Below are 25171 nucleotides of genomic sequence, written 5' to 3' on the forward strand. Positions count from 1 at the left end.
AAACTTATAACAAAAGAACTGCTACTTCTTCTTCGGATAATTCTTCAATCTTTGCCAATAGAAGTTGTTCAACTATTTCTGCTTGTTTGGCTGGTATCATTGCTTCAAATAAAATATCACGTAGTGGTAAGTCTACAGGGAATTTGGTTCGCAATCGAGAAACTAATTGAGTTGCAATTAGTGAGTCACCTCCTAACTCATAGAAGTTGTCGTAAATACCGATTTCTGCAATCCCAAGTACCTCTTGCCATATTTCTGTAATTTGTTTTTCCAACTCATTTGTCGGAGCAACATAGGAATTACTAAGGCTAGGTCTAGAGTAGTGTGAAGATAAATTTAATTGATTAGTTGATGTTGAACGTGCCAGAGAGTTGAGGCTAAATATATGATTCTTTCTTATATTAATATCTACTTTAGAAAGAATAATGTGAGTTCCTTCTCTTAAAGAAAATACTCGTTTAAATAGTTCTACAGTTTCTGTTTGGGTAATATCTAATTTTGACCCATATACTTGAGCAAGTGTTGTTTCTTCTTGGTTAGTATTCAGTTGTAATTTATCCCAATTTATAATATACCACGGAAAAGAATTATTCCTGTTGTGTCGATTAGTAAAGGTGTCAATGGATTGATTAGCTGCTGAATATAAGCCTAATCCAAATCCTCCTAAAATGGAAGATAAAGAAGAAAAAATAATACAAAAATCTAATTTTATATTTTGTAAGACTTGTTCTAATACTGTAATCTTACAAAGTTGGGAGTCTAAAAGTTTTTGTAATTCTATTTTACTAATTTCTGTAATTGAACCAAATATATTTTCGCGTTTTATTCTAGTTGAATAAATGACCCCATTGATTTGTCTAATATTTTCAGATGTAAGACTATGAGACATTTGCTCATAATTAGTTGTATCTGCACGCATTACCAAAACTTTTGCACCTAATTTCTCTAATACAAGCAATTGTTGAATTTTGCAACTCACTTCATCTTCTTGAGTGTGAGATTCCAGCCATTGCGAGAAATCGTCTTTTTCTGGGAAGCTAGAACCCTCGATAAATATGAGTTTTGCTTGAAAAGTTTTTGCTAAATATTCTGCAAGCACAACTTCAATACTTTCTAAACCGCCAGTAAACAGGTAAACACCTTGTTTTCTCAATGGTGTTTTTTCGTTAACTACTGACTCTAAGCGAACTGGCTCAAACGTTTGTACCCAACGGTAGCGATCGCGATAAGCAACTACTATGTCTGACGATACAGAGGTCAACTCATCCAAAAGTTGGTCAATAATATTACTCTCACAATCTTCTTGTCCTTTTTCTGCGTCTTTGCGATTAGTTAAAGCAATATCAATACATCGACAAGTAATATTAGGATACTCTTGAGGGATGACTTTGCATAAACCTAAGATGGCTGCTTTCTCTGGGTCTAATTTTTCATTCCCATTCACCTCTTGGATGTTGTTCGATACGACCAAAATTTGCAAGCGATCGCTAATTTTCAGTTTACTAAAGCTCTGCATTAAAAATAGTAAACTGTTTAATTCTAAATAATTCCATTTTTGACGGGTTTCAACATAGCTTACGCTCCAAAAATAAGCAACCTTTTCTGGAGTTTGACCTGATAATACTAATTCTTTTATTAAAGTATTGTAGTCTTCACTTATATATGGATTAATTGTATAAATATCCTCATTTAACTTACTAAAATATTCTCCTTTTTTAACAAAAATAATATTTTTAGTTTGATTTTTTAATACATCAATTACTTTTTCCGCCATTCCCAAATCATCCACAAAAAATAGCCATTTTTGTTGTGCAGATTTTATTGGATAAGAGGATGAATTATGCAGTAAAGAGCGCTTCCATGAAGGAATATAAAACCAGTCAGCAATATCTTGTTTATGATCTAATGTTATTGATTTTGTATTTACTAAAGTGGATGGGGATTTCGCATCAATCCAGTACCTTTGTCGTTCAAAAGGATAAGTAGGCAAAGGCAAACGATGACGCTGCTCATGGGTATAAAATCCCGACCAATCTATTTCGACACCAGAAAGCCACAAGCGACCTAATGTTTGCAACAACCAAGCAACATCCGATTGCTGTTCTTTAACATGGCGTAAGGAAGTCAATACCTGTTGCTTGGCATTTCCGTCCAAATGCTGTGTCGTTAATGTACTTAAAGTTCGCCCTGGTCCCACCTCCAGAAAAACACCTTCAAATTGCTGTATGAGTTGGGATATCCCATCTGAAAATCTGACAGTTTCTCGTAAATGTTGACACCAATAATTCGGATTTGTCGCTTGCTCTTGACTAATCCAACTGCCAGTTACATTAGAAATAAACCGGATGCGTGGTGGATTCAGTTTGACTGTTTTTATCACCTGAATAAATGCTGGCAATATTGGCTCCATCATCGCCGAATGAAATCCATGAGATGTATGCAACAGCCGACATTCAACTTCTTGAGAGGATAATTGTTTTTCTAGGGCTGCAACTGCTTGGTTTGTTCCGGAAACTACACAAGAAGATGGGCTGTTAATCGCTGCGATTTGTAGAGATGTTTGATACAACGTTTGTGCAGACAGCAGCAACTGCACATCTTTTTCTGGCAGCCTAATTGCCAGCATACTCCCAGAGGGCAACTGTTGCATCAACTGTCCTCTTTTTGCCACAATTTTTAAGGCATCTTCGAGAGAAAATACATCTGCAATGGTTGCGGCGACATATTCCCCAATACTATGACCAATCATTGCTTCTGGTCGCACACCCCAAGACATTAATAACTGAGTCAGGGCGTACTCTGTAACGAATAACGCGCTTTGGGTCAGGGCTGTTTGTTGTAGTTGCAAACTAGCTGCTTGAGTGTCTTCTTCTCTGGGATAAAGTAAGGAACGGATATCAATACCTAGATGCTCTTGCAAAATCACAGCGCAAGTATCTACATGTTTTTTAAACGTCGGTTCGACTTCATACAGTTCCCGACCCATGTTTGCATACTGTGACCCTTGTCCTGAAAACATCAAGATGACTGGCTGTTCTCTATGCTCTTGACATACAGTAAAAATCCGTTCCTGCGCCTGTGTCGCCAAGACACTTACAGCATCTTGAACACTCTCACACACCAAAATTCGGCGATGGTTAAAAGCTTTACGACCCACTTTTAAAGTGTGAGCAACATTAGCTAAATTTATATCTGGATATTGTTTTAAATACGTAACCAAATTTTCAGTCGCAGTATCTAAGGCTGTGCTAGTTTTGGCTGATAATAATATCAATTCCCAAGGTCTAGAGTCATCAAAATATTTAATGTCAGGGGCTTCTTCCAGAATCAGATGGGCATTAGTTCCACCAAAACCTAAGGAACTAACTCCTGCTCTCCGGGGAGTATTGTTAGCTTTCCACTCGGTAAGTTTAGTATTAACGTAGAAGGGGCTGTTAGCAAAATCAATCTCAGGATTGGGAGCTTCAAAATTTATACTAGGAGGTATTTGTTTATATTTTAATGCTAGGACAGTTTTGATCAGACTTGCAACACCAGATGCTGTGTCTAGATGTCCAATATTTGGTTTTACTGAACCTACAGCGCAGAAGCCATTTCTTCGCGTAAAAGCACGAAAAGCCTTAGTGAGCGCAGCAATTTCTACTGGGTCTCCAGCAGCTGTTCCAGTTCCATGAGTTTCAATATAGGAAATATCATCAGCATCTATTCCAGCATTTGCCAGAGCCTCTACAATAACTTCAGCCTGGCCATTTACACTAGGTGCTGTATAGCTAACTTTTAAAGAGCCATCATTGTTGATTGCTGAACCTTTAATAACTGCATGAATGTAATCTCTGTCTGCTATTGCATCTTTTAATCTTTTTAAAACGACTATTCCCAGTCCACTGCCGAAAATAGTACCCTGTGCTTTAGCATCAAAGGCTCGACAATGACCATCAGGAGACAAAATTCCGTCCTCTTCATATAAGTAACCTGACTTTTGTGGAACTATAATCGTAACCCCACCTGCTAAAGCAATATCACACTCTTCATCAAGTAAACTTTTGCAGGCTAAATGTACAGCGACTAATGAAGTAGAACAGTAAGTTTGGATACCTACACTTGGTCCTTTTAAATTTAATTTATACGATATATTGGTGGTCAAAAAATCTTTGTTCAGAGTATAGTTATTGGAAATATTTATTAAATTAACGTTTTCATATATATTGTGAAAAAAGTAACTATTTGTACTTACGCCAGCGTAAACCCCAATCAAACCTTCATAGGTTTCTGGATCGTATCCAGCATTTTCAAGAGCTTCCCAGGCACATTCTATGAATAGGCGATGTTGGGGGTCCATTAATTCAGCTTCTCTAGGGCTGCAACCAAAGAACTTAGCATCAAAATACTCAATGTCTTCTAATACAGGTGCTGCTTTCACATAATTGAATTCGTTTAAAACTTCCTCTTCAATATTTAAATCTACTAAGTCATGATTGGAAAAAAATGAAATAGACTCAACACCATTTTGAAGATTATGCCAAAAATCATCAATATTTTTTGCTCCAGGTAAACGGCCAGACATTCCTACTATTGCTATATCTATATTTGCTGTTTGTTCTTGTTGTATATTGGTATTCATAATTTCTCGATCTAGATAAACTAACTGAAGTTAACATATTTTAGTTACTTTTGATTTTCATCTGTCTTCTCTTCTGTCCTCGCATTAGTCTTTGTTCAAAAATATTTTCCTGAGATTCTTCAGGTGTAAAAATCTTTGCCATCGAACTGATGTTCGGATATTCATAAAGTTTTGCAACAGAAATATTTACCTTAAATATCTTATTTAACGTTGCAATAAGTTGAATACCTATCAGCGAATCACCACCAAGTTCAAAAAAATTATCATGGATTCCTATCCTTTCAATGCCAAGGATTTGTTGCCAAATTTCAAATAGCTGTTCCTCAATTTTATTTCGAGGAGCAACATAATCATTACTTAATTCCGGCCGGGGATATTTTGAGCTAGATAGATTGGCAGTTTCTAAAAATTCTAGGGATTGTATTTGTTTGGAAGAATTATAATGTCTGAGTTTATCCAAGAAGTCAGAGGTAGATATTACAACTTGAGATATTGTATTTCCCAAAGTACGTAGAAAAACCTCTACACCCTCATTAGGTAATATGCCTTGTTTAAGCTCTTCTATTCGTGATTCTTGGAGGTGTTGAGGAATTCCTGTGTTTATAGCCATTCCAACTTCTTGCCAAGCATCCCAGTTGATACTTGTAGTAAATTTGCCATGTTTTGAGGCATTACGGTGAGCAAAGGCATCAAGAAAAGCATTTGCTCCACAATAGTCTACTTGTCCAAAATCCCCTAAAATTGAGGTGCTTGATGATACTAGAATAAAGAAATCTAACTGAATATCTTTGACAAGTGAATCAATAACTACTGTACCTTTGACTTTCGGAGCCAGAATACTTTCTGCTTCTGCTTGAGTTTTTCGCTGAATGACACCGCCTCCAGGAATTCCAGCAGCATGGATGATACCGTTTAACTGACCAAATTGGTGTTCAGTTCGAGTAATGACACTTTGCATTTTTTCGATGTTGCTCACATCAGCACTCACCGCTAAAACTTCTGCACCTAAGTCTTCAATTTCTTGAACTTTGCGAATTTTGTAGCTAGTCCTATCAGTTTCATCGTGAGTAGCAAGCCATTGAGACCATTCGTCTTTTTTGGGTAAACCAGAACGTCCTATCAATACTAGTTTTGCTTGTACAGTTCGAGCCAAGTATTTTGCTAAAACAAGTCCAATACCTCCGAGTCCACCTGTAATTAAATAGACTCCTTTTTCTCTTAGTCGAGGCTTTTCGATTTTAGCTTTATCGAAGCGCACAGGTTCAAAAGATTGTACCCAACGGTTTAAACCTCGATAAGCAATGAGTTTTTCCGAATCAGGAACTATCAGTTCCGCCAGCAATTGCTCTACAAGTTTTTCTTCTTGCCAATTTCGTTGGTTTGCAAGTATAACATCAATACTACGACAGTTTATATTTGAATATTCTTGAGATATGACTTTAATTGGCCCAAGTAAAGTAGCTTTCTCCGGACAAAGCACTTCATTGCCATTTACTGACTGTAGGTCGTTAGAAATAACTGTAATTTGAAAATCATTACTAGTTTCTAGTTTTCCTAAAGCTTGAGCAAGATATAGCAGGCTGTAAAATCCTATTACTTGAGCTTTTTCAACTTTTTCAATTTCTAATTCTTCGTCAATACTAGGTGTAATATTCCATAAATGAGCAATCGTTTTTGGCAACTTATTTTGCTTATAAAGCTCCTGGAGTAAAATATCGTAGTCATAATTATTTTTCGGATTAATAGTATATTGATATTCACTTAGTATGCTAAAACTCTCAGCAACTTTTACAGTAATTACATCCTGGTTTTGTGTTTCTAATTGTTTAACCAATTTACTACCCAAGCCACACTCATCGATAAACACCAAAGTGCAAGCCTTCTCAGATGCTAATTCTTGATGTTCAAGTTGTAATGGTGGCAAAGAAGGCTTCCAAAAAGGGATATAGAACCAGTCGGCTATATCAGGTTTTTTACCCAGTGATACTGGAGTGTGACGCTCATCTTGTCCTTGCTTGTTAGGTTCAATCCAGTACCTTTGTCGTTCAAAAGGATAAGTAGGCAAAGGTAAACGATGACGCTGCTCATGGGTATAAAATCCCGACCAATCTATTTCGACACCAGAAAGCCACAAGCGACCTAATGTTTGCAACAACCAAGCAACATCCGATTGCTGTTCTTTAACATGGCGTAAGGAAGTCAATACCTGTTGCTTGGCATTTCCGTCCAAATGCTGTGTCGTTAATGTACTTAAAGTTCGCCCTGGTCCCACCTCCAGAAAAACACCTTCAAATTGCTGTATGAGTTGGGATATCCCATCTGAAAATCTGACAGTTTCTCGTAAATGTTGACACCAATAATTCGGATTTGTCGCTTGCTCTTGACTAATCCAACTGCCAGTTACATTAGAAATAAACCGGATGCGTGGTGGATTCAGTTTGACTGTTTTTATCACCTGAATAAATGCTGGCAATATTGGCTCCATCATCGCCGAATGAAATCCATGAGATGTATGCAACAGCCGACATTCAACTTCTTGAGAGGATAATTGTTTTTCTAGGGCTGCAACTGCTTGGTTTGTTCCGGAAACTACACAAGAAGATGGGCTGTTAATCGCTGCGATTTGTAGAGATGTTTGATACAACGTTTGTGCAGACAGCAGCAACTGCACATCTTTTTCTGGTAGCCTAATTGCCAGCATACTCCCAGATGGCAACTGTTGCATCAACTGTCCTCTTTTTGCCACAATTTTTAAGGCATCTTCGAGAGAAAATACATCTGCAATGGTTGCGGCGACATATTCCCCAATACTATGACCAATCATTGCTTCTGGTCGCACACCCCAAGACATTAATAACTGAGTCAGGGCGTACTCTGTAACGAATAACGCGCTTTGGGTCAGGGCTGTTTGTTGTAGTTGCAAACTAGCTGCTTGAGTGTCTTCTTCTCTGGGATAAAGTAAGGAACGGATATCAATACCTAGATGCTCTTGCAAAATCACAGCGCAAGTATCTACATGTTTTTTAAACGTCGGTTCGACTTCATACAGTTCCCGACCCATGTTTGCATACTGTGACCCTTGTCCTGAAAACATCAAGATGACTGGACAGCAACCTGGCTTGTAGTGGTAACTAAAAATACGTTGTGGGTATTGGCTGTTAAGCGATTTCACTGCATCATTTGGGTCTTGGCAAATCACGATACGGCGATAGTCAAAAGCTCGACGACCTACTTGTAGGGTGTGAGCGACATCTGGTAGGGGAATATCGAGGTTTTGCTCTAAATAATCACGCAATTGTGCTGTTGCAGTGTCTAAAGCTGTGCCGGTTTTGGCTGAGAGCAACAACAATTGCCACGGACGGGAGTGTAGAGACGCAACTTGGCGCGTCTCTACTGGAGCTTCTTCCAAAATAACATGGGCATTAGTCCCGCCAATACCAAAAGAACTCACACCTGCTCTGCGGGGTGTTCCGTTGGTTTTCCACTCGGATAATTTGGTATTGACGTAAAAGGGGCTATTAGCAAAGTCTATCTGTGGATTTGGCTCTTGAAAGTGCAAACTTGGAGGTATTTGTTTATGTTTTAATGCCAGAACTGTTTTAATTAAGCCTGTTACACCAGCTGCTGTATCCAAATGTCCAACATTGGTCTTGACTGAACCAATAGCACAAAAACCTTTTTTATTTGTGCTAGCACGAAAAGCTTGTGTAAGAGCTTTAATTTCAATCGGGTCTCCTAAGATAGTTCCTGTACCGTGCGTTTCTACATAAGAAACAGTCTCAGGTTCGACTCCGGCTAAAGCTAAAGCTTCTAAAATAACTTTCCTTTGACCATCAACACTAGGGGCTGTATATCCAACCTTTAAAGAGCCATCGTTATTAACAGCTGAACCTTTGATTACTGCATAAATAAAATCACCATCAGCAATAGCATCCTCTAATCTTTTCAAGACTACTACACCTAAACCACTGCCACCATTAGTTCCTTTCGCTTGAGCATCAAAAGCTCGACAATGACCATCAGGAGAATAAATTCCTCCTTGTTGATAGTGGTAACCAGTTTTTTGCGGCACTCCAACGCTAACACCCCCGGCCAAAGCCATATCACTTTCACCATTTAGTAAACTTTGGCAGGCTAGGTGAACAGCAACCAATGATGTAGAACAGGCTGTCTGAACATTGATACTTGGCCCTCTTAAGTTTAATTTGTAAGAAATTTGTGTTGGGAGAAAATCCTTATCATTCCCAATAGTAATACTGCCTTCTGATTCCATCAAATCCCGATGGGAATATAAGTTTGATAGCAGGTAGGAACTGGCAGCAAGACCAGCGAAAAGACCTATTTGACCGCTATAAGTTTCCGAATTATAGCCAGCATTTTCTAAAGCTTCCCAAACACTTTCCATAAAAAGACGGTGTTGTGGGTCTGTAAGTTCAGCTTCTCTGGGGGAAAAACCAAAAAATGAAGCATCAAATAACTCTATATCTTCTAATATACCGCTTGCCTTCACGTAATTGGGTTCGTTAAGCAATGATCGATCTACCCCAGCAGATATTAGTTCTTCATTCGTGAAAAAAGAAATTGACTCTACGCCATCCCGCAGGTTGTTCCAAAAGTTATCAATTTCATTTGATCCCGGAAAACGACCCGCCATACCAATAATAGCAATTTCGTCTTGAAGATTCTCATTTAAGCTATGAATAAAATTATTGGCTATATCCATAAGTCAAAACCTGATAATAAATATTTATTTTTTAATAGCAAGTTGTTCAATATGACAGTGAAATTTCAGCAGCAATCTGAATTTGGTCATTTAAAACAGCCTCAATATCTTCTTCAGTAGTTAATGGATTAGCAATTACTGCACGCATGGCAATTACAGGAATTTCTTTGTCCAAGCTAATAATTATTTTTGTTGTTCGTGAGATAAAAGTACGACCGATATGACGCTGCATCTTTTGTAAATATTCATTAAAATTATTGATAATCTTATTATCTGTTTCTGTTAACTGTGTTTTGGCAATCAGCCCTCTAAATTGCTCTGGAATATAGCGATAGATTAATAGATTAGTATCAGGTTCTGCCAACAATTCAAATTCAGGCATCGCCGAAATCCGAGCAGCCATGTATTGAGTTTTGCGGATTCCTTCATCAATTAAAAACTCATATCCCTTAAGCCCAATCAGTTTTAGACCAGCGTGTAAAAATAAAGCCATGCCCGGCCGAGAACCTTCTAAAGCACGTTTACCTAAATCAAACGATCCCTTACGCATGGTATAGCTAGCCTGTTTTTCGATTGAAGAAGCTAGATAGGGGTTGCGGAAAAAGACCATACCAATACCCATTGGCAAATATAGTTGTTTATGTCCATCAATAGTGACTGAATCAGCTTTTTCTATACCAGCAAGCTTATACCGATATTGTTCAGAAAAAATCAGCGGGCCACCCCAAGCAGCATCTACGTGAAAATGAGCATTGGCTTCTTGTGCAATCTCCGCAATATCTTTAAGGGAATCAACTCCACCTGAATCTGTTGTGCCAGCAACCCCTACAATTGCGATAATTAGTAAGTTTTGGTTACGACAGTCTATAACAGTTTGGCGCAGTGCTTGTAAGTTAACTCGATTATTACAGTCAGCAGGGATTCTCATCAAACTATGAGTACCAATGCCCATCAAATCCGCAGCTTTATCAAAAGAGTAGTGCATCAAGTCAGAGCCAATAATTACTGCTCCTTTGTAGCCATAGAAATCTAGAGCAGCTGCTAAACCTTCTTTTTCTACGCCGAGAAATCCATCTTTTGGCCCTAGTGAAGCATTTCGCGCGCACCAAAGTGCTGAGATATTCGCCACTGTTCCACCAGAAACTAAGATTCCTAGTGTACTGAGGTTGTTTTGAATATGTTGAGTGTAAAAACCATCAGAAAAATTATAAATCTGTCGATGCAACATAGCCAAAGCCTCACGTTCACAAAAGGTGAGGGCTTTAGCTGTCTCTATTTTGACGGCGTTTTGATTCATTGCCGTCATGAGTTTAGCCAAAGGGCGTACAAAACTAGGAAGTGCCGAGGTCATGTGACCAATAAATCGTGGCGAAGATGTATGTATTGAATGAGCAACAAGATTATTGCCTATGTACTTGAGATAGCCCTCAAAGTTAGTGGGCTGAAGTGGAATTTTACTATCAGAAAACTTTTCTAGTAGTGAGTCTAAATCAATATTGGTATTAGAGTCAATATTGCTTAAAAAATCTTGAGAAATATTATCAGTTATTTCATCTATTTGTTTTTCAATAGAGTTTACCTGATTGAATGAAGCAAACATTTGCATTACTTGCTCCTCTATCCCATCATGTAATACCTGTTCAGATTCAAAAAGGTAATTCTTGTTTAGCATTTCTTGGCTGCTCGATGTCATATTGTATTTGTTGCAATAAATTTTTATACTTCATTTTTGAAATAAGAAGGTTTTGCCTTCTTTTTTTTAAGTGTTATGAGCACTTTCTAAAATGTTCGATTTTATAAGGTATCCATCTTCTAGCGATCGCCCTTATTTCTTCAATGCCTTGTTGAGACTAAACATCTTTTTGCTTTGTTGCTTCTCGATACTCTTTTCTAACTTGTTTTCGCCGCTGTATTGAAGCCGTTCTGCTCTTTGGGTAATGAGCAGCTAGTAAAACAGGTGTTTCTTCGCTAGATTCCTGACTAAAATATTTAGCCAAGTGACTTATAGTCGGATATTCAAACATATCAACCAAGGTGAAATCTCCCTGAAATACTTTTTGCAACTTGCTATGAACCTGAATTAATAGCAATGAATGACCACCAAGTTCAAAGAAATTGTCATGAATTCCCACGTTCTCAACATTCAGTATTTCTTGCCATATACTAGCAATAGTTTTTTCTATTTCGGTTTCGGGTGGCTGATAAGCTGCTTCTAATTTAGGTCTTGTGGTACCAGGTGCAGGCAATGCTTGGCGATCGACCTTACCATTAGGTGTAAGTGGTAGTGCATCTAGCATCACGAACGCTGACGGCATCATGTAGTTCGGCAGCTTTGCCTCTAAATGCTGCCGTAATTGAGACACAACCTGAGTATTAGACATCTGCTGTAGTGGAGTATTAGTAAAATCACTCCAAGTTTGAGAGCTAGCTGTTTTTCCACTGCCAGGAGGAGCCATCATTATAGGCTTTATTTGTGATGCTACAGTGCGCTTTTTGAATACTACCTGGTATTGACCATCGACACTATCGTCTGACCAGCTAATATCGACGATATAAGGTAATTCTTCACTAACAGCCCATAATTCTTCGGGGTCTACGCCAGTTGTTGCTATTGCCTGAAGAGCTTGGCGTACCTCACCAACATTTGTTAAGTCTTTGGACTTTTTGAGTAATTCTAGAGCTTTTATATCTGGCAAGACACGAGCATTAGGCACATTAACAATTCCTAAAATATCCGGCTTAGTGTCTATAAGTAATTGGCGGACAGATGCAAGTGTCAGCTTTGCTTGCTGCCAATCTAACCATGAAATATCTACTGAAGGATTGTCATGTCCTACATGGATAATCACATCGTAGCGGAATTTAGTCAACTCATTATGAAAGTGCCCGCGTTCCAGATGAATTTCTACATGACTAATCTTGGGCAGATGCTGCTTTAAGGCGATAAAAAAGGCCGGATCGATAACTAACTGTTTCTCTGCAAATATTTGCTTTTGCACAAGTTGCTGTAAATTTTCTACAGAGAGAGAGGCTGGTGCTTTATGTAGTTGAACAGAGGTGTGAAAAGCTTCTAGTAAGCTAAAATTGCGAACATCTCCTATAAATATAAAGCCTCCAGGCTCTACTACATTTACAGCACCTTCCAACACCTTTAATAAGTAGTCAACACTTGGAAAATATTGGGCTACTGAGACTATAAAGACAGCATCGAAAGTATCTGTATTTATACCAGTGAAGTCATCTGCTCCTTTCTGGATAAAGCTCACTTCTGACAAATTTTGCCCTAAGTTGCTTAATTGTTGCTGGAGAATGTTTAGAGCATTTTGCGAAATATCAGTTGCACAGTATTGTGTGCAATAAGGAGCAAAACGTAAAAGCATTAGACCGCTACCACCACAACCAATTTCTAAGATGTGGGTTGGTTGCAAAGCTGAAATCCGCTCAACTGTTTGATCCATCCATTCACGTACTTCTCGATCGGGGAGATGCAAGCCTGTATAGCTACTTTCCCAGCCCTTGATATAAAAACCTGACTGTTGTTCTGAGTCTAACTCGTTGTAAAGGCTATCAAAAACTGCCTGCCACTGCGAGGCTTGTTGAGTGTTCAAATCAACTGCTGATGTCTGCTCTTTTACAACATCAGATGTATTAGCAACTACATAAGCCACTAACTGCTCGTAGTCTGACACATCTTTCCTAGAAATCACTGTTGCTTCCGTAACAGATGGATGTTCGTTGATGAGTGCTTCTATTTCCCCTAGCTCAATACGGAAGCCCCTAATTTTTACTTGGTTGTCAATACGATCGCTAAATTCAATTTGACCATCGCTGCGGTAGCGTACCCGATCGCCTGTTTTGTAAAGACGAGAACCTGGGCGATCGCTAAAAGGATTTGGTATAAACTTCTGATCTGTTAGTCCTGGTTGGTGCAGATAACCTCTGGCTACGCCAATTCCTCCAATGTGCAATTCGCCCCAAACACCGATGGGAACCGGTTGTAAATCAGTATTTAAGACATAAGTTTGCATATTAGCGATCGGTGTGCCAATCGGCACTTCCCCTTCTACAGTTGTCAGGTCGCAAACTGTAGCAACTACTGTGGTTTCTGTCGGCCCATAGCTATTAATCAAACGTATGCCTGATTCTACTTGCTGTTGCCAAATGTTAACTTTATCTGGTAAAGCTTTTTCGCCACCAATAATAACTAGGCGCAGTGATTCTGGTAGCTTTAATGCTGATGTTGCAAGTTCTGAAGTTATCTGATGCCAAAAAGCAGTAGGTATATCTAAAACCGATATACAATGCTGTTGGCATTTTTCTAAGAAAGTTTCGATCGAAACCAACATTTCATCAGTTCGCAATACCAAAGTCGCACCGTGTAGTAAACAAGGAAAAATTTCTTCACAAGCGGCATCAAAGCTGATGGAGGCAAATTGCAAGATCCGATCTTGTGCTTGTAGTTGGTATTGTGCGATCGCTGCTTGGACAAAGTTTACCAAAGACTGATGTTCAATAGTGACACCTTTAGGTGTGCCAGTAGAGCCTGATGTATAAATCACATAGACTAGATTTGCAGGGGTGGTTTGATTTACAGGGTTTTGTTTGATTGCTGACGATCCGGCTTGCCAATTAATATCGTCATCTAAGCAGATGACTTTTGCTGTATGTGGTGGTAGTTGTGCTAGTAGGTACTGTTGTGTAAGTAATACTGTAAGTGGAGCATCATTTAGCAGCAGTGCCAATCGCTGCTGTGGATAGGTTGGATCGATCGGTACGTAGGCTCCCCCAGCTTTGAGGATAGCTAATAGCCCAATTATCATCTCGATCGATCGCTCTACACAAATCCCGACTAATACTTCTGGTTTTACTCCTAAAGTTTGTAAATAATATGCTAGTTGATTGGCTCTGGCGTTGAGTTCGCAGTAGCTCAACTGTTGGTCTTCAAACACCACTGCGATCGCATCAGGTGTACGTTCTACTTGAGCCTCGAATAACTGATGGATGCATTGATCTTGAGAATATTCAACCTGAGTTTGATTCCACTCCACAAGTAACTGATGTCGCTCATCTTCTGTTAAGAGCGATAACTCACCAAGACGTTGCTGTGGATTGGTGGACATACCCTCTAGCAAAGTCTGTAAATGTCCTAGCATCCGGGTGATAGTGTCAGTGTCGAAGCGATCGCTGTCATCGCAAGTAATATTGAGCAACAACTCCTCACCTGGATTCACGCTTAGGGTTATCGGATAGTTAGTCTTTTCAAAGCTATGAAATTCCTCTATCTGCAAATTTATATCCCTCTGCCGTAAGGAAGGATCTACAGCATAGTTCTCAAAAACTAATATACTCTCGAACAGAGATACACCTTTGGAAACTTCGCTCCATTCTTGGACTTTCACTAATGGACAATACTCGTATTGCCGTGCTTCAACTAGTCGATCTTTGATTTTCTGAAGCCAAGGCAAAAGAAATTCTTTCGGTGATACTTGTACTCTAATCGGTAACATGTTGATAAACAGCCCTACCATAGACTCGGCTTGAGGTAAAGTAGGGGGACGACCAGAAGTTACTGCCCCAAAAACTACGTCTTCTTGACCACTGTAGCAGCTCAATAGCAAAGCCCAGGCTCCCTGTACTAGAGTGTTCAGCGTTAACTGGTGTTGCTTTGCTACAGACTGCAATGCTGCTGTTGTTACTACAGAAAGTTTAACTTCTCGCTCGTCATAGCCATCTGTTTGAGTCAGTAATTTTCTAGCTTTTTGATTCACCGATAGCTGTGTCGGAGTGGTAAAACCTTTAAGCATCTGTCGCCAGAAAGTCTCAGCTTCAGATAGGTTTTGTTGCTGTAGCCAGACAATGTAATCTCGATACGGGCGAATTGATTCTAAGTATAAATCTTGACCATTGCTGAAAGCTTTGTAACAAGCAAGGACTTCTTTAAAAACTAAGGCAACAGACCAGCCATCTAGCAACAGATGATGATGACTCCAGGTAAAATTATAGGAAATATCTGAAAGCTGAATCAGTGTTAAGCGCATCAATGGTGGCTGCTTAAGTTCAAAGCCACTAGAGCGATCGCTTTGTAAGAAAAGTTCTAACTTTTGTTGTTGTTCTTCTGGGGAGAGATCCTGCCAATTATACTCCTGCCACGGTAAAACCACCTGTCGATGCACAATTTGTACTGGTTCTTTTAAGCCTTCCCAAACAAAGCAGGTTCGGAGAATGGAATATCGTTCTACAATATGCTGCCATGCCCGATGAAAGGCTGTAACGTTGAGTTTTCCGTGGAGAGTCCAGCTAAATTGTTCAAAATAGATGCCAGATTTAGGATCTGCAAGACTATGGAACAGAATGCCCTGCTGCATAGGCGAGAGGGGATAAAAATCTTCAATGTTTTTGTTTTGCACACCCATGTTAGATATCCCCCATAGCTGCTGTAATGGCATCGAGATCGGTTTGATCCCATTGGCTTTGCTGAAAATCTGCGAAATCGGAAGGGGTAAAACCACCTGCATTGGGAGATAGGCAATGAGCAATCAGCGATCGCAGTTCCTCAATAAACTTCTGAGCAAGTACCTCAATCGTGGTTTGTCGATGCAACTGATTACTGTAATACCAATTCATTTCTAAATTTCCTTGATAAATACCACCGTTAATTTCCAGTAAATGAGTTCGTTTACTTTGCAAATTTTTAGTAGAACCACTTGATTCCTGTGCGAAGCTAAATAAAGACGATTCTGATAAAATTTGATCGAACTGTCCTAAATAGTTGAAAGCAACTTCAGCCTTTGATGAGGAAAATTTTTCCGCTATTTTTTTGTCCTGACAAAGATAGCGCAGTAATCCATAGCCAATACCTCGATTTGGAATTGCTCGTAGCTGCTCTTTTATTGACTTCAAGACTTTTCCTTGCTCGTTGGCATTTTCCAGCTTTAGGTGTACTGGGAAAATAGTTGTAAACCAACCGATAGTCCTCGATAAGTCCACATCCTCAAAGATTTCTTCTCGCCCATGCCCTTCCAAGTCAATTAGTAGAGAATTTTCTGCCGTCCAGTGATTAAACGTTAGTATAAGTGCTGTTAACAATACATCATTAATTTGTGTCTGGTAAGCTGCTGGCACTTGTTGCAGCAAACTTTGGGTTTCTTCTACAGACAGCGATACTGATACCATATAAGTGGTTTCTTCTATATTATTTCCATCAGGAAAATCTCTTGGTATAGACGAAACTGATTGATATTGTGTTCTCAGCCAAAAGTCTAGCTCTGAAAGTAGTGCTGAAGCTTGTGCATATTTTTGTAGATGGCTAGACCATTGTTTGTAAGAAGTTGTTTTGGGTGGCAACTTAATTACTTTGCCTTGACTAATTTGCTGGTAAGCTGTTTGAAAATCTTCAATTAAAATTCGCCAAGAGACACCATCAACAGCTAAGTGGTGAATAATCCAAAGCAAGCGGTTGGGTTGATTGTCGCCCAAGTTGAAAAGCGCAACCTGGAATAACGGCCCTTGTGACAGATTTAAGCTAGCTTGAAGTTTAGTTGCTGCTGCCTCTATTGCTGGCGATTGTCGATCTTTTGGCAGTGCTGAGAAATCAAAGTATGTCAGTGGTATTACATCATCAGGATTAACAATAAGTGCTTGAGTACTAAATTCCTCTTGTATAAATCGTAAACGTAGTACATCATGATGTATTTGTAGAAACTTTATAATTTTCTCTAAAACCACAGGGTCAATATTCTGTTTGCTTTCTAATAATACAGCTTGATTCCAATGGTGTGGTTCTGGTTGCTTTTGTTCAAAAAACCAGTGTTGAATAGGTATTAGCTCTAGCGCTCCAGTTAAAACTCCTTGTTCAGCTTGAATTTTCTGAGTTGCACCAATTACTGTCGCTAATTGGGCAATAGTTTGGTACTGAAACATCTGTTTAGGAGTTAGGTGCAGCCCTGTTTGGTTGGCTTTGGATATTACTTGAAGGCTAAGAATCGAATCCCCACCTAATCCAAAAAAGTTGTCGTTTATACTTATATTTTTCAGGCCTAATACTTCTGTCCAGATTCCAGCCAACTGCTTTTCAAGGGTTGTCTGCGGTGCTACTAGTTCTTTGTCTTCAGGTTTAGTTGTATCAGGTGTAGGTAGTGCCTTACGGTCAACCTTACCATTAGGTGTTAATGGTAGTGCTGATAATATGACAAAAGCTGCTGGCACCATATAACTTGGCAACTTTGACTCCAGAAAGCCACGCAATTCAGAAATCGTTAGCGTTTGCTCTATTTGTGGAACTATATAGGCAACTATTTGTTGAGAATCCGTCTGTGAAAAATTAACCACAACTACAGCTTCTTGGACTGCTGGGTGTTGAATAATAACTGCTTCAATTTCTAACAGTTCAATACGAAAACCACGGACTTTTACTTGATAGTCAACGCGACCAATATATTCGATCTCTCCATTAGGCAAATAGCGTGCTTGATCTCCAGTTTTATATAACCGTTCCCCTGGCAAGTTGGCGTAAGGATTGGGAATAAATTTCTCCGCAGTCAGTTTTGCATTGTTTAGATAACCACGGGCTAAACCTGCACCACCAATATACAACATTCCTGCTACACCTACAGGAACAGGTTGTAAATTTTGATCTAATAAATAAATCTGGGTGTTGTAAATCGGGCGACCGATAGGTGGAGTGTTGCTGGTATCCTTGTGTATGCAGGCAAAGGTTGAATAAGTTGTATCTTCTGAAGGTCCATATAGGTTAAATACTTTTTGTATATTATCTTGCTGATAAAGTTGTTGTACAAGTTTATTATGAAGTGGTTCACCTGCAACATTCACAATCTGCACTGAAGTTGGAATACTATCAGTTTTTAATAACTGTGAAATTACACTTGGGACAGTATTAATTAAGGTTACATCTAAGGCTACTGACGAAGTTGGTAACAAGAGTGCGTTCTCGATTAAAATCACTTTGCCACCACAACACAGAGGAACAAATATCTCGAATACCGAAAGATCGAAGCAAATTGAGGTTGATGCTAAAACTCCTTGCATAGCTTCCATCGCAAAGGTTTTGTTTGCCCAATCCAACATTGCAACTGTGCTTGCGTGTTGAATCATTACACCTTTTGGTCTGCCTGTTGAACCAGAGGTATAGATGACATAAGCTAGGTTCTGACTAGTTACAAGAGATAATAAATTTTCCTGAGTTTGTTGGGCAATTGTCTGCCAATCGGTATCTAAACAAACCACTTTAGCTTTGTGTTGCGGTATCGCCTCAAGAAGCGACTCTTGAGTTAAAAACACTGGGGCTTGAGTATCTTCTAGTATAAATGCAATGCGTTCTTGAGGATAGCTGGGGTCTAATGGTATATATGCACCACCTGCTTTCAGGATGGCTAATAGCCCAATTATCATCTCGAGCGATCGCTCTACGCAAATCCCAACTAATACTTCTGGTTTTACTCCTAAAGTTTGCAAATAGTGAGCTAGCTGATTTGCTCTGGCGTTGAGTTCGCAGTAGCTCAACTGTTGGTCTGCAAACACCACTGCGATCGCATCAGGTGTGCGTTCTACTTGAGCCTCGAATAACTGATGGATGCATTGATCTTGAGGATAATTAACCTGAGTGTCATTCCACTCCACTAGTAATTGACGTTTTTCTGCTTCTGTTAGCAGTGATAATTCTGAAAGCCGTAGTTTCGGGTTTGCAATAATCTCTTTAAGTAATATCTGGAAATGTCCAGCCATCCGCTTAATAGTACTTGACTCGAATAAATCTGTATTAAACTCGAGGTTAGCAAAAAGTTTTTGTGGTGTTTCTGTTATCTCTAGAGTCAAATCAAACTTGGCGCTACCATTATCAATTGTCAAGGGACTTATAGTCAAACCAGGCAACTCGAAAACTGACATTGGTGTATTCTGAAGCACAAACATTACTTGAAATACTGGCGTGTAGCTCAAGTTTCGTTGTGGTTGCAGTTCTTCTACTAGCTGCTCAAAAGGTAAATCTTGATGGGCGTAAGCTCCTAATAGCTTTGTCCGCACGCGAGTTAGTAGATCCTCAAAGGTAGGATTACCTGCCAAATTAGTTCGCAGCGCAATTGTATTAGCAAAAAAACCAATTAATCCTTCTAATTCTGGGCGATCGCGATTAGCAATAGGCGAGCCAACTACAATATCTTCACTACCTGTATAACGCCATAGTAATGTTTTAAAGGCTGCCAACAGAGTCATAAATAAGGTACTTCCATGCTGCTGGCTCAATTTATTTAAGGCTACATATAAATCATCAGATAACTCAAATGAATAGCTGGCACCCTGAAAGCTGCTAACAGCAGGTCGTGGGTAGTCAGTGGGTAACTCTAATAATTTTGGTGCGCCCTCTAACTGGTTTTTCCAATAAGATATTTGTGATTGTAGTAGTTCTCCTTGTAGCCGTTTTCGCTGCCAAGCTGCAAAGTCTACATACTGTATTGGCAGTTCTGAAAGCAAAGAAGGTTGCCCTTTCGAGAAGGCTTCGTAAAGTACTGCGACTTCTTGAGTCAGTACTCCCATTGACCATCCGTCAGAGATAATATGGTGCATTGTGAACACTAGAATGTGTTCTGTTTCTTTGGGACGCAGCAAAGTAGCTCGCAGTAATGGAGCTTGGCTCAAATTAAAGGGTTGCTGAATTTCTTGTATAACTAATCTTTTAACTTCAGCTTCTTGCTCAACCTCAGATAATTTCTCCAGATTGATGGTAGGTAAATTCAAGCTTAAATTAGGAATAATTACCTGAACAGGTTTTTCTTCTATCGTTGCGAAAGTAGTTCGCAAAACTTCGTGGCGTCGCACTATTTCATCCAGGGTTTGCAATAATGCAGCTTGATTCAGGAAACCTGTAAGACGCAAAGCTGCCGATATGTGATTAGCAAAGTTACCAGGTTGTAATTGCTCTATAAACCAAAGTCGTTGTTGACCAAAAGACATTGGAAAAGTCTGAAGCTGGCTAACCTTTTCTTGAAGTAATTTTGCCAACAACTCACGTTTTTTTTCTGGTGAAATATCATTAATCTTCTCGTGATTACTGGTCATTGCTCAGTTCCCTTTTCTGCTAACACCTTATTAAGCAGTAACTCAACTTCTTGGTCTGAAATTTGATCGAGCTTTGCCAACACCTGTTGCCCATTACTCCGCTCGATTCTTTGAATCATGTTGATACTATATCTTTCTCCCGAACTTCGGGTCTGTTCAACTATCAATGCTTGATCGATGATAGTGGGTGCTTCAAAAAAGCTATGCAGAGACAGGTTTACTTGAAACTCTTGACGCAATCGAGAGAGAAGTTGAGTAGCTAATAGGGAATGTCCTCCCAAATCAAAAAAACTATCATAAATACCTATTTGATTAATTCCCAGTATCTGTTGCCAGATTTGAGCAATAGTTCCTTCAATTTCATTATTAGGTGCAACATAATCATTACCTAGATTTGGGCGAGGATGGTTTGCTTGGGAAATACTAGCTGAAGCTAAGTTATCTTCCAGAAGTTTTAATCCTTCTTCCAGAAAATTGAGATAATGATTCTCCTTAATTACATCTGAGAAATTTTTTGTTGACACAACAACGTGAGGTAAGGCACTTCCCAAAATGCGATCAAAAGCATCAGCGCCTTCTTGGGGCATTATTGCTTCTTTTAATTCTTCTGCAACTACATCTTCAGCTAGATATTTGAGATTATCTGGTAAAATAATCTTCGTTGCCATACCTACTTCTTGCCAAGTATCCCAGTCGATGGATATTGTTAATCGTCCAGATTTAGAAACTTGATTATATGCATATACATCAAGAAATGCATTAGCCGCGCAATAATCTACCTGTCCAAATTCACCCAATATAGAACTTTGGGATGAACAAAGTACCAAGAAATCTAGATTAATATTCTGAAAAACTTGCTCTAGTAATATCGTTCCTCTGACTTTTGGTGCGAGTACCTTGCTTGCTATATCCGGGGTTTTAAGTTGGATGACACCGCCACCAGCAATACCCGCTGCGTGGATAACACCATTAATCACACCAAATTTTTCTGTTGACTGAGCAATCACAGCCTGCATTTGTTCGGAATTAGTCACATCCGCACTGGTTACCAAAACTTCTGCACCAAGAGCCTCTAATACTTGGACTTTACAAATTATCCGGCTAACCCGATCTTGTTGATCGTGAGTTGCCAACCATTCTTGCCAATGATCTTTTTCGGGAATACTCTTTCGTCCAACTAGAACTAATCTAGCCTGCACTTTCTTTGCTAGATGTTCTGCTAATACTAAACCAATACCGCCTAGTCCACCAGTAATTAAGTAAACCCCTCTCTCCTTTAACTTAGTTTTATCAGCTATGCTCTGTTCTAAATGCACAGGCTCGAAGGATTGAATCCAGCGATGATAACCACGGTAGGCAACTATCTCATCTGTTTGATCTGCTGCAAATTCGGCGATCAGATTGTCTAAAACATTTTGTCCTAGTGGGGTTTTTAAAGAATTGACTACTATATCAATATTACGGCAATATATGTTTGAATATTCCTTGGGAATTACCTTACATGGCCCCAATACGGTTGCTTTAGAAGGGCATAATTTCTCCTCGCCAGTTACATCATATAAATTACTGGTGACTACCATCAGCTTCAGAGAATTGCTAATATCTTGTTTTCCTAAGGCCTGTGCTAAAAAAAGTAGACTCCAGAAACCGAGATGCTGACAATCTTCAAAAAATTGATGTTGTGTTTGTTCGTCTAGCTCTTGAGAGTGTAGAGTATCGTTGGGAGTAACGCCCCAAAAATGGGCAATTCCCTGGGCAGTCCAATTCTGCTCTCGTAGTGTTTGAAGCAAGATATCATAATCATCTCTCTGTTGGGGATTAATTGTATATGTACAGTCACTAAGTTTCGCAAAATTATCTGCGACTTTGACGGTAATCACATCGTGACCTTGTTGTTTGAGTCTTTCTGCAATTTCTGATCCCACTCCATAGGTATCAACAAAAACTAGCCAACATAACTTTTGTTCTACCAGCTTTTGTTTTTGGAAAAGCTCAAGCGGTGTAGATTCTCTCCAACGAGGAATGTAGAACCAGTCAGCAATATCTGGCTTTTTATCTAAGGTTTTTGGCGACTTCATTGCCAGAAGTGCATTTCGATTTACCTCCAGCCAGTAACGCTTGCGCTCAAAAGGATAAGTAGGTAAGGGTAGACGATGACGCTTTTCATCTACGTAAAAACCAGACCAATCAATTTGAACTCCTACTACCCAAAGTCTACCTAAGGTATTGAGTAAAAATGCTACATCTGATTGTTGCTCTTGAGGATGTCGCATAGAGGTTAACGCTATCACTTCATCTGTTTGATGTTGTTTAGCCAAACTACTCAGTGTCCCTCCCGGGCCAATCTCCAACAGTATTTGCTCTGGCTGTTTGAGTAACTCTGTTACCCCTTGGCTAAAACGCACTGGCTGCCCTAAATGTCTAACCCAATAGTTAGGGTCTGTCGCTTCTGCTACGGTAATCCAAGTTCCGCTAACATTGGACACAAAAGGAATTTTCGGGGGATTGAGTTTTATTTTTTGTAACGACCAGGTGAAAGTCTCAATGATGGGTTCCATCATTTGAGAATGAAAGGCGTGGGAAGTATGCAAATTTCTACAGCTTACACCTATTTGTTGTAGCTTCTGTTGCAATTGGTCTATCGCTTCTGTCGAACCAGACACCACGCAGGAAGAAGGTGCATTGCTTGCAGCTAGAGAGATTTCCTTTTCTAGCAGTTGTTCTACCTCTTGTTCTGGAAGCTGAATCGAGAGCATAGCACCACCAGGCAATTGCTGCATTAGTTTTCCGCGAGTAACTACTATTGCCAAGGCATCTTCCAAAGAGAAAACTCCTGCTACAGTGGCAGCTACATACTCTCCTACACCGTGACCAATCATAGTCTCAGGACGCACACCCCAGGCCATCAATAACTTGGCTAGAGCATATTCAAGCACAAACAAAGCTGGTTGAATAATTGCTGTTTGCTGTAATTTTTGTGCTGCTTCTTGAGTTTTTTCTTCACAGGGGTAGAAAATTGTACGTAGGTCTACTTCTAAGTGAGGTATGAGCAGCTCGCAGCAGTAATCAACTTGCTCTCTAAATACGGTTTCACTATCGTATAATTCCCGACCCATGTTTACATACTGCGAACCTTGTCCAGAAAACATAAACACAATCGAGCGATTACAAGGTTCTTGGTAATGGGTGAAAGCCATTTGAGGGTCTTGCAGTGCTTTGATTGCATCTCCTTGGTCTTGGCAAACTACCATGCGGCGATGGTTCAAAGTCCAGCGACCCACTTGCAAAGTATGAGCAACATCAGCGAGATTGAAATCTGGATGCTTTTGGAGATAATTAGCCAGATTTTCTGTAGCAGTTTCCAGTGCTGTATTTGTTTTGGCTGAAAGTAATAATAACTGCCAAGACCGAGAAGGGCTAGAGGGTTTAATTATGGTCGCTTCTTCTAAAATTACATGGGCATTTGTCCCACCAAAACCAAAAGCACTAACTCCAGCACGACGAGGAGCGTCATTGCTTTTCCACTCAGACAATGTGTTGTTAACGTAAAAAGGACTGTTAGCAAAATCTATCTGGGGGTTAGGTTCTTCAAAGTTTAAGCTAGGTGGTATCTGTTTATGCTTGAGCGATAAAACGGTTTTGATTAAACTTGCAACACCAGCAGCTTCGTCCAAATGTCCAATATTGGTTTTCAAAGAACCGATCGCACAAAAGCCCTTTTTCTGAGTTTTGCTGCGGAAAGCTTGTGTTAAAGCAGCAATTTCAACGGGGTCGCCTAGAGCGGTTGCAGTCCCGTGAGCCTCTATATAGGTAATTGTTTCGGGTTCCACCTCAGCCATAATCTGAGCCGCTCTAATCACCTTTGCCTGACCGTCAACGCTGGGTGCAGTGTAGCTAACTTTGTTTGCTCCATCATTATTAATGGCGGAACCTTTGATGACTGCATGGATGCAGTCACCATCTGCGATCGCCTCCTCTAAACGCTTTAAAACTACAACACCTAAACCCCTTCCTCTCGGACATCCCTTGGCCTTGACATCAAAAGCACGGCAATGTCCATCAGGAGATGAAGTCCCATCTTGCTGATATACATAACCGACTGCTTCTGATATTGAGACTCCAGCCGCCAAAGCAACATCACACTCGCCACTAAGCAAACCTTGGCAGGCTAAATGTAAAGCAACTAATGAACTTGAGCAGGTAGTTTGAACTGCATAACTTGGTCCCTGCAAGTTTAATTTATAGGAAGCAAATGTAACGGAAGCTCCAGAAGTTCCTTTTTCTATTTGTTGTTCACCAAGAGATTCTACAATTTCATAATTTGAATAAATATTACGTAAATAACCGCCAAAACTAGTACCCACATAAACTCCAATCGGCTGACTGTAAGCTTCGGAACTATAACCAGCATTTTCAAGTGCTGTCCATGCATGTTCCAAAAACAAACGCAGTCCGGGGTCCATAATTTCAGCTTCTCTGGGATTTATACCGAAGAATGAAGCATCAAACAAATCTATACCTTCAACTACACCCTCCGCCCTGACATAATAAGGGTTTGTCAGATCGGCAGAATCTACACCTAAATCTTTTAGCTCTTGAGCGGTGAAATAATGAATTAACTCTACTCCGTCTCGAATATTTTGCCAAAATCGCTCAATATTTTGAGATTTGGGAAAACAGCCACTCATCCCAATAATAGCTATTTCTAAGCCTGTTTTGTCACTTAAATAATCTACTGATTTAGACATAATTTTTAT

At 39.6% G+C, this 25171-nt stretch carries 6 protein-coding genes; all 6 read right to left on the bottom strand.

Features of this window, described 5'->3' with window-relative positions; genetic code table 11:
- Positions 1-4: 4 nt before the first annotated feature.
- Positions 5-4621 carry a beta-ketoacyl synthase N-terminal-like domain-containing protein gene (locus ACR5KR_RS31030; RefSeq protein ID WP_448269185.1) on the bottom strand — a complete coding sequence of 1539 codons (4617 nt, stop codon included), beginning with the start codon at positions 4619-4621 and terminating at the stop codon, positions 5-7.
- Between the two features lie 40 nt (positions 4622-4661).
- Positions 4662-9344 carry an SDR family NAD(P)-dependent oxidoreductase gene (locus ACR5KR_RS31035; protein WP_448269186.1) on the bottom strand — a complete coding sequence of 1561 codons (4683 nt, stop codon included), beginning with the start codon at positions 9342-9344 and terminating at the stop codon, positions 4662-4664.
- Positions 9345-9390: 46 nt separating this feature from the next.
- Complete coding sequence (panP, locus tag ACR5KR_RS31040; protein ID WP_448269187.1) at positions 9391-11037, bottom strand: pyridoxal-dependent aspartate 1-decarboxylase PanP; 1647 nt, start codon at positions 11035-11037, stop codon at positions 9391-9393.
- A gap of 157 nt (positions 11038-11194) precedes the next feature.
- Positions 11195-15757, bottom strand: a complete 4563-nt coding sequence (locus ACR5KR_RS31045) for an amino acid adenylation domain-containing protein (RefSeq protein ID WP_448269188.1) — start codon at positions 15755-15757, stop codon at positions 11195-11197.
- Between the two features lies 1 nt (position 15758).
- Positions 15759-20414, bottom strand: coding sequence for an amino acid adenylation domain-containing protein (locus ACR5KR_RS31050; protein ID WP_448269189.1), 4656 nt, complete (start codon positions 20412-20414; stop codon positions 15759-15761).
- A complete protein-coding gene (locus ACR5KR_RS31055) occupies positions 20411-25162 on the bottom strand; it encodes an SDR family oxidoreductase (protein WP_448269190.1) in 4752 nt (1583 codons plus the stop codon). Before ACR5KR_RS31055 ends, ACR5KR_RS31050 begins: the two co-directional genes overlap by 4 nt.
- Positions 25163-25171: the final 9 nt, after the last annotated feature.

Source organism: Nostoc sp. DSM 114159 (genome assembly GCF_053470285.1).

What these genes read in the sequence shown, in the direction of transcription:
- ACR5KR_RS31030 (WP_448269185.1), bottom strand. Translation starts at nt 4,621, where the DNA reads ATGAATACCAATATACAACAAGAACAAACAGCAAATATAGATATAGCA.
- ACR5KR_RS31035 (WP_448269186.1), bottom strand. Translation starts at nt 9,344, where the DNA reads ATGGATATAGCCAATAATTTTATTCATAGCTTAAATGAGAATCTTCAA.
- panP (WP_448269187.1), bottom strand. Translation starts at nt 11,037, where the DNA reads ATGACATCGAGCAGCCAAGAAATGCTAAACAAGAATTACCTTTTTGAA.
- ACR5KR_RS31045 (WP_448269188.1), bottom strand. Translation starts at nt 15,757, where the DNA reads ATGGGTGTGCAAAACAAAAACATTGAAGATTTTTATCCCCTCTCGCCT.
- ACR5KR_RS31050 (WP_448269189.1), bottom strand. Translation starts at nt 20,414, where the DNA reads ATGACCAGTAATCACGAGAAGATTAATGATATTTCACCAGAAAAAAAA.
- ACR5KR_RS31055 (WP_448269190.1), bottom strand. Translation starts at nt 25,162, where the DNA reads ATGTCTAAATCAGTAGATTATTTAAGTGACAAAACAGGCTTAGAAATA.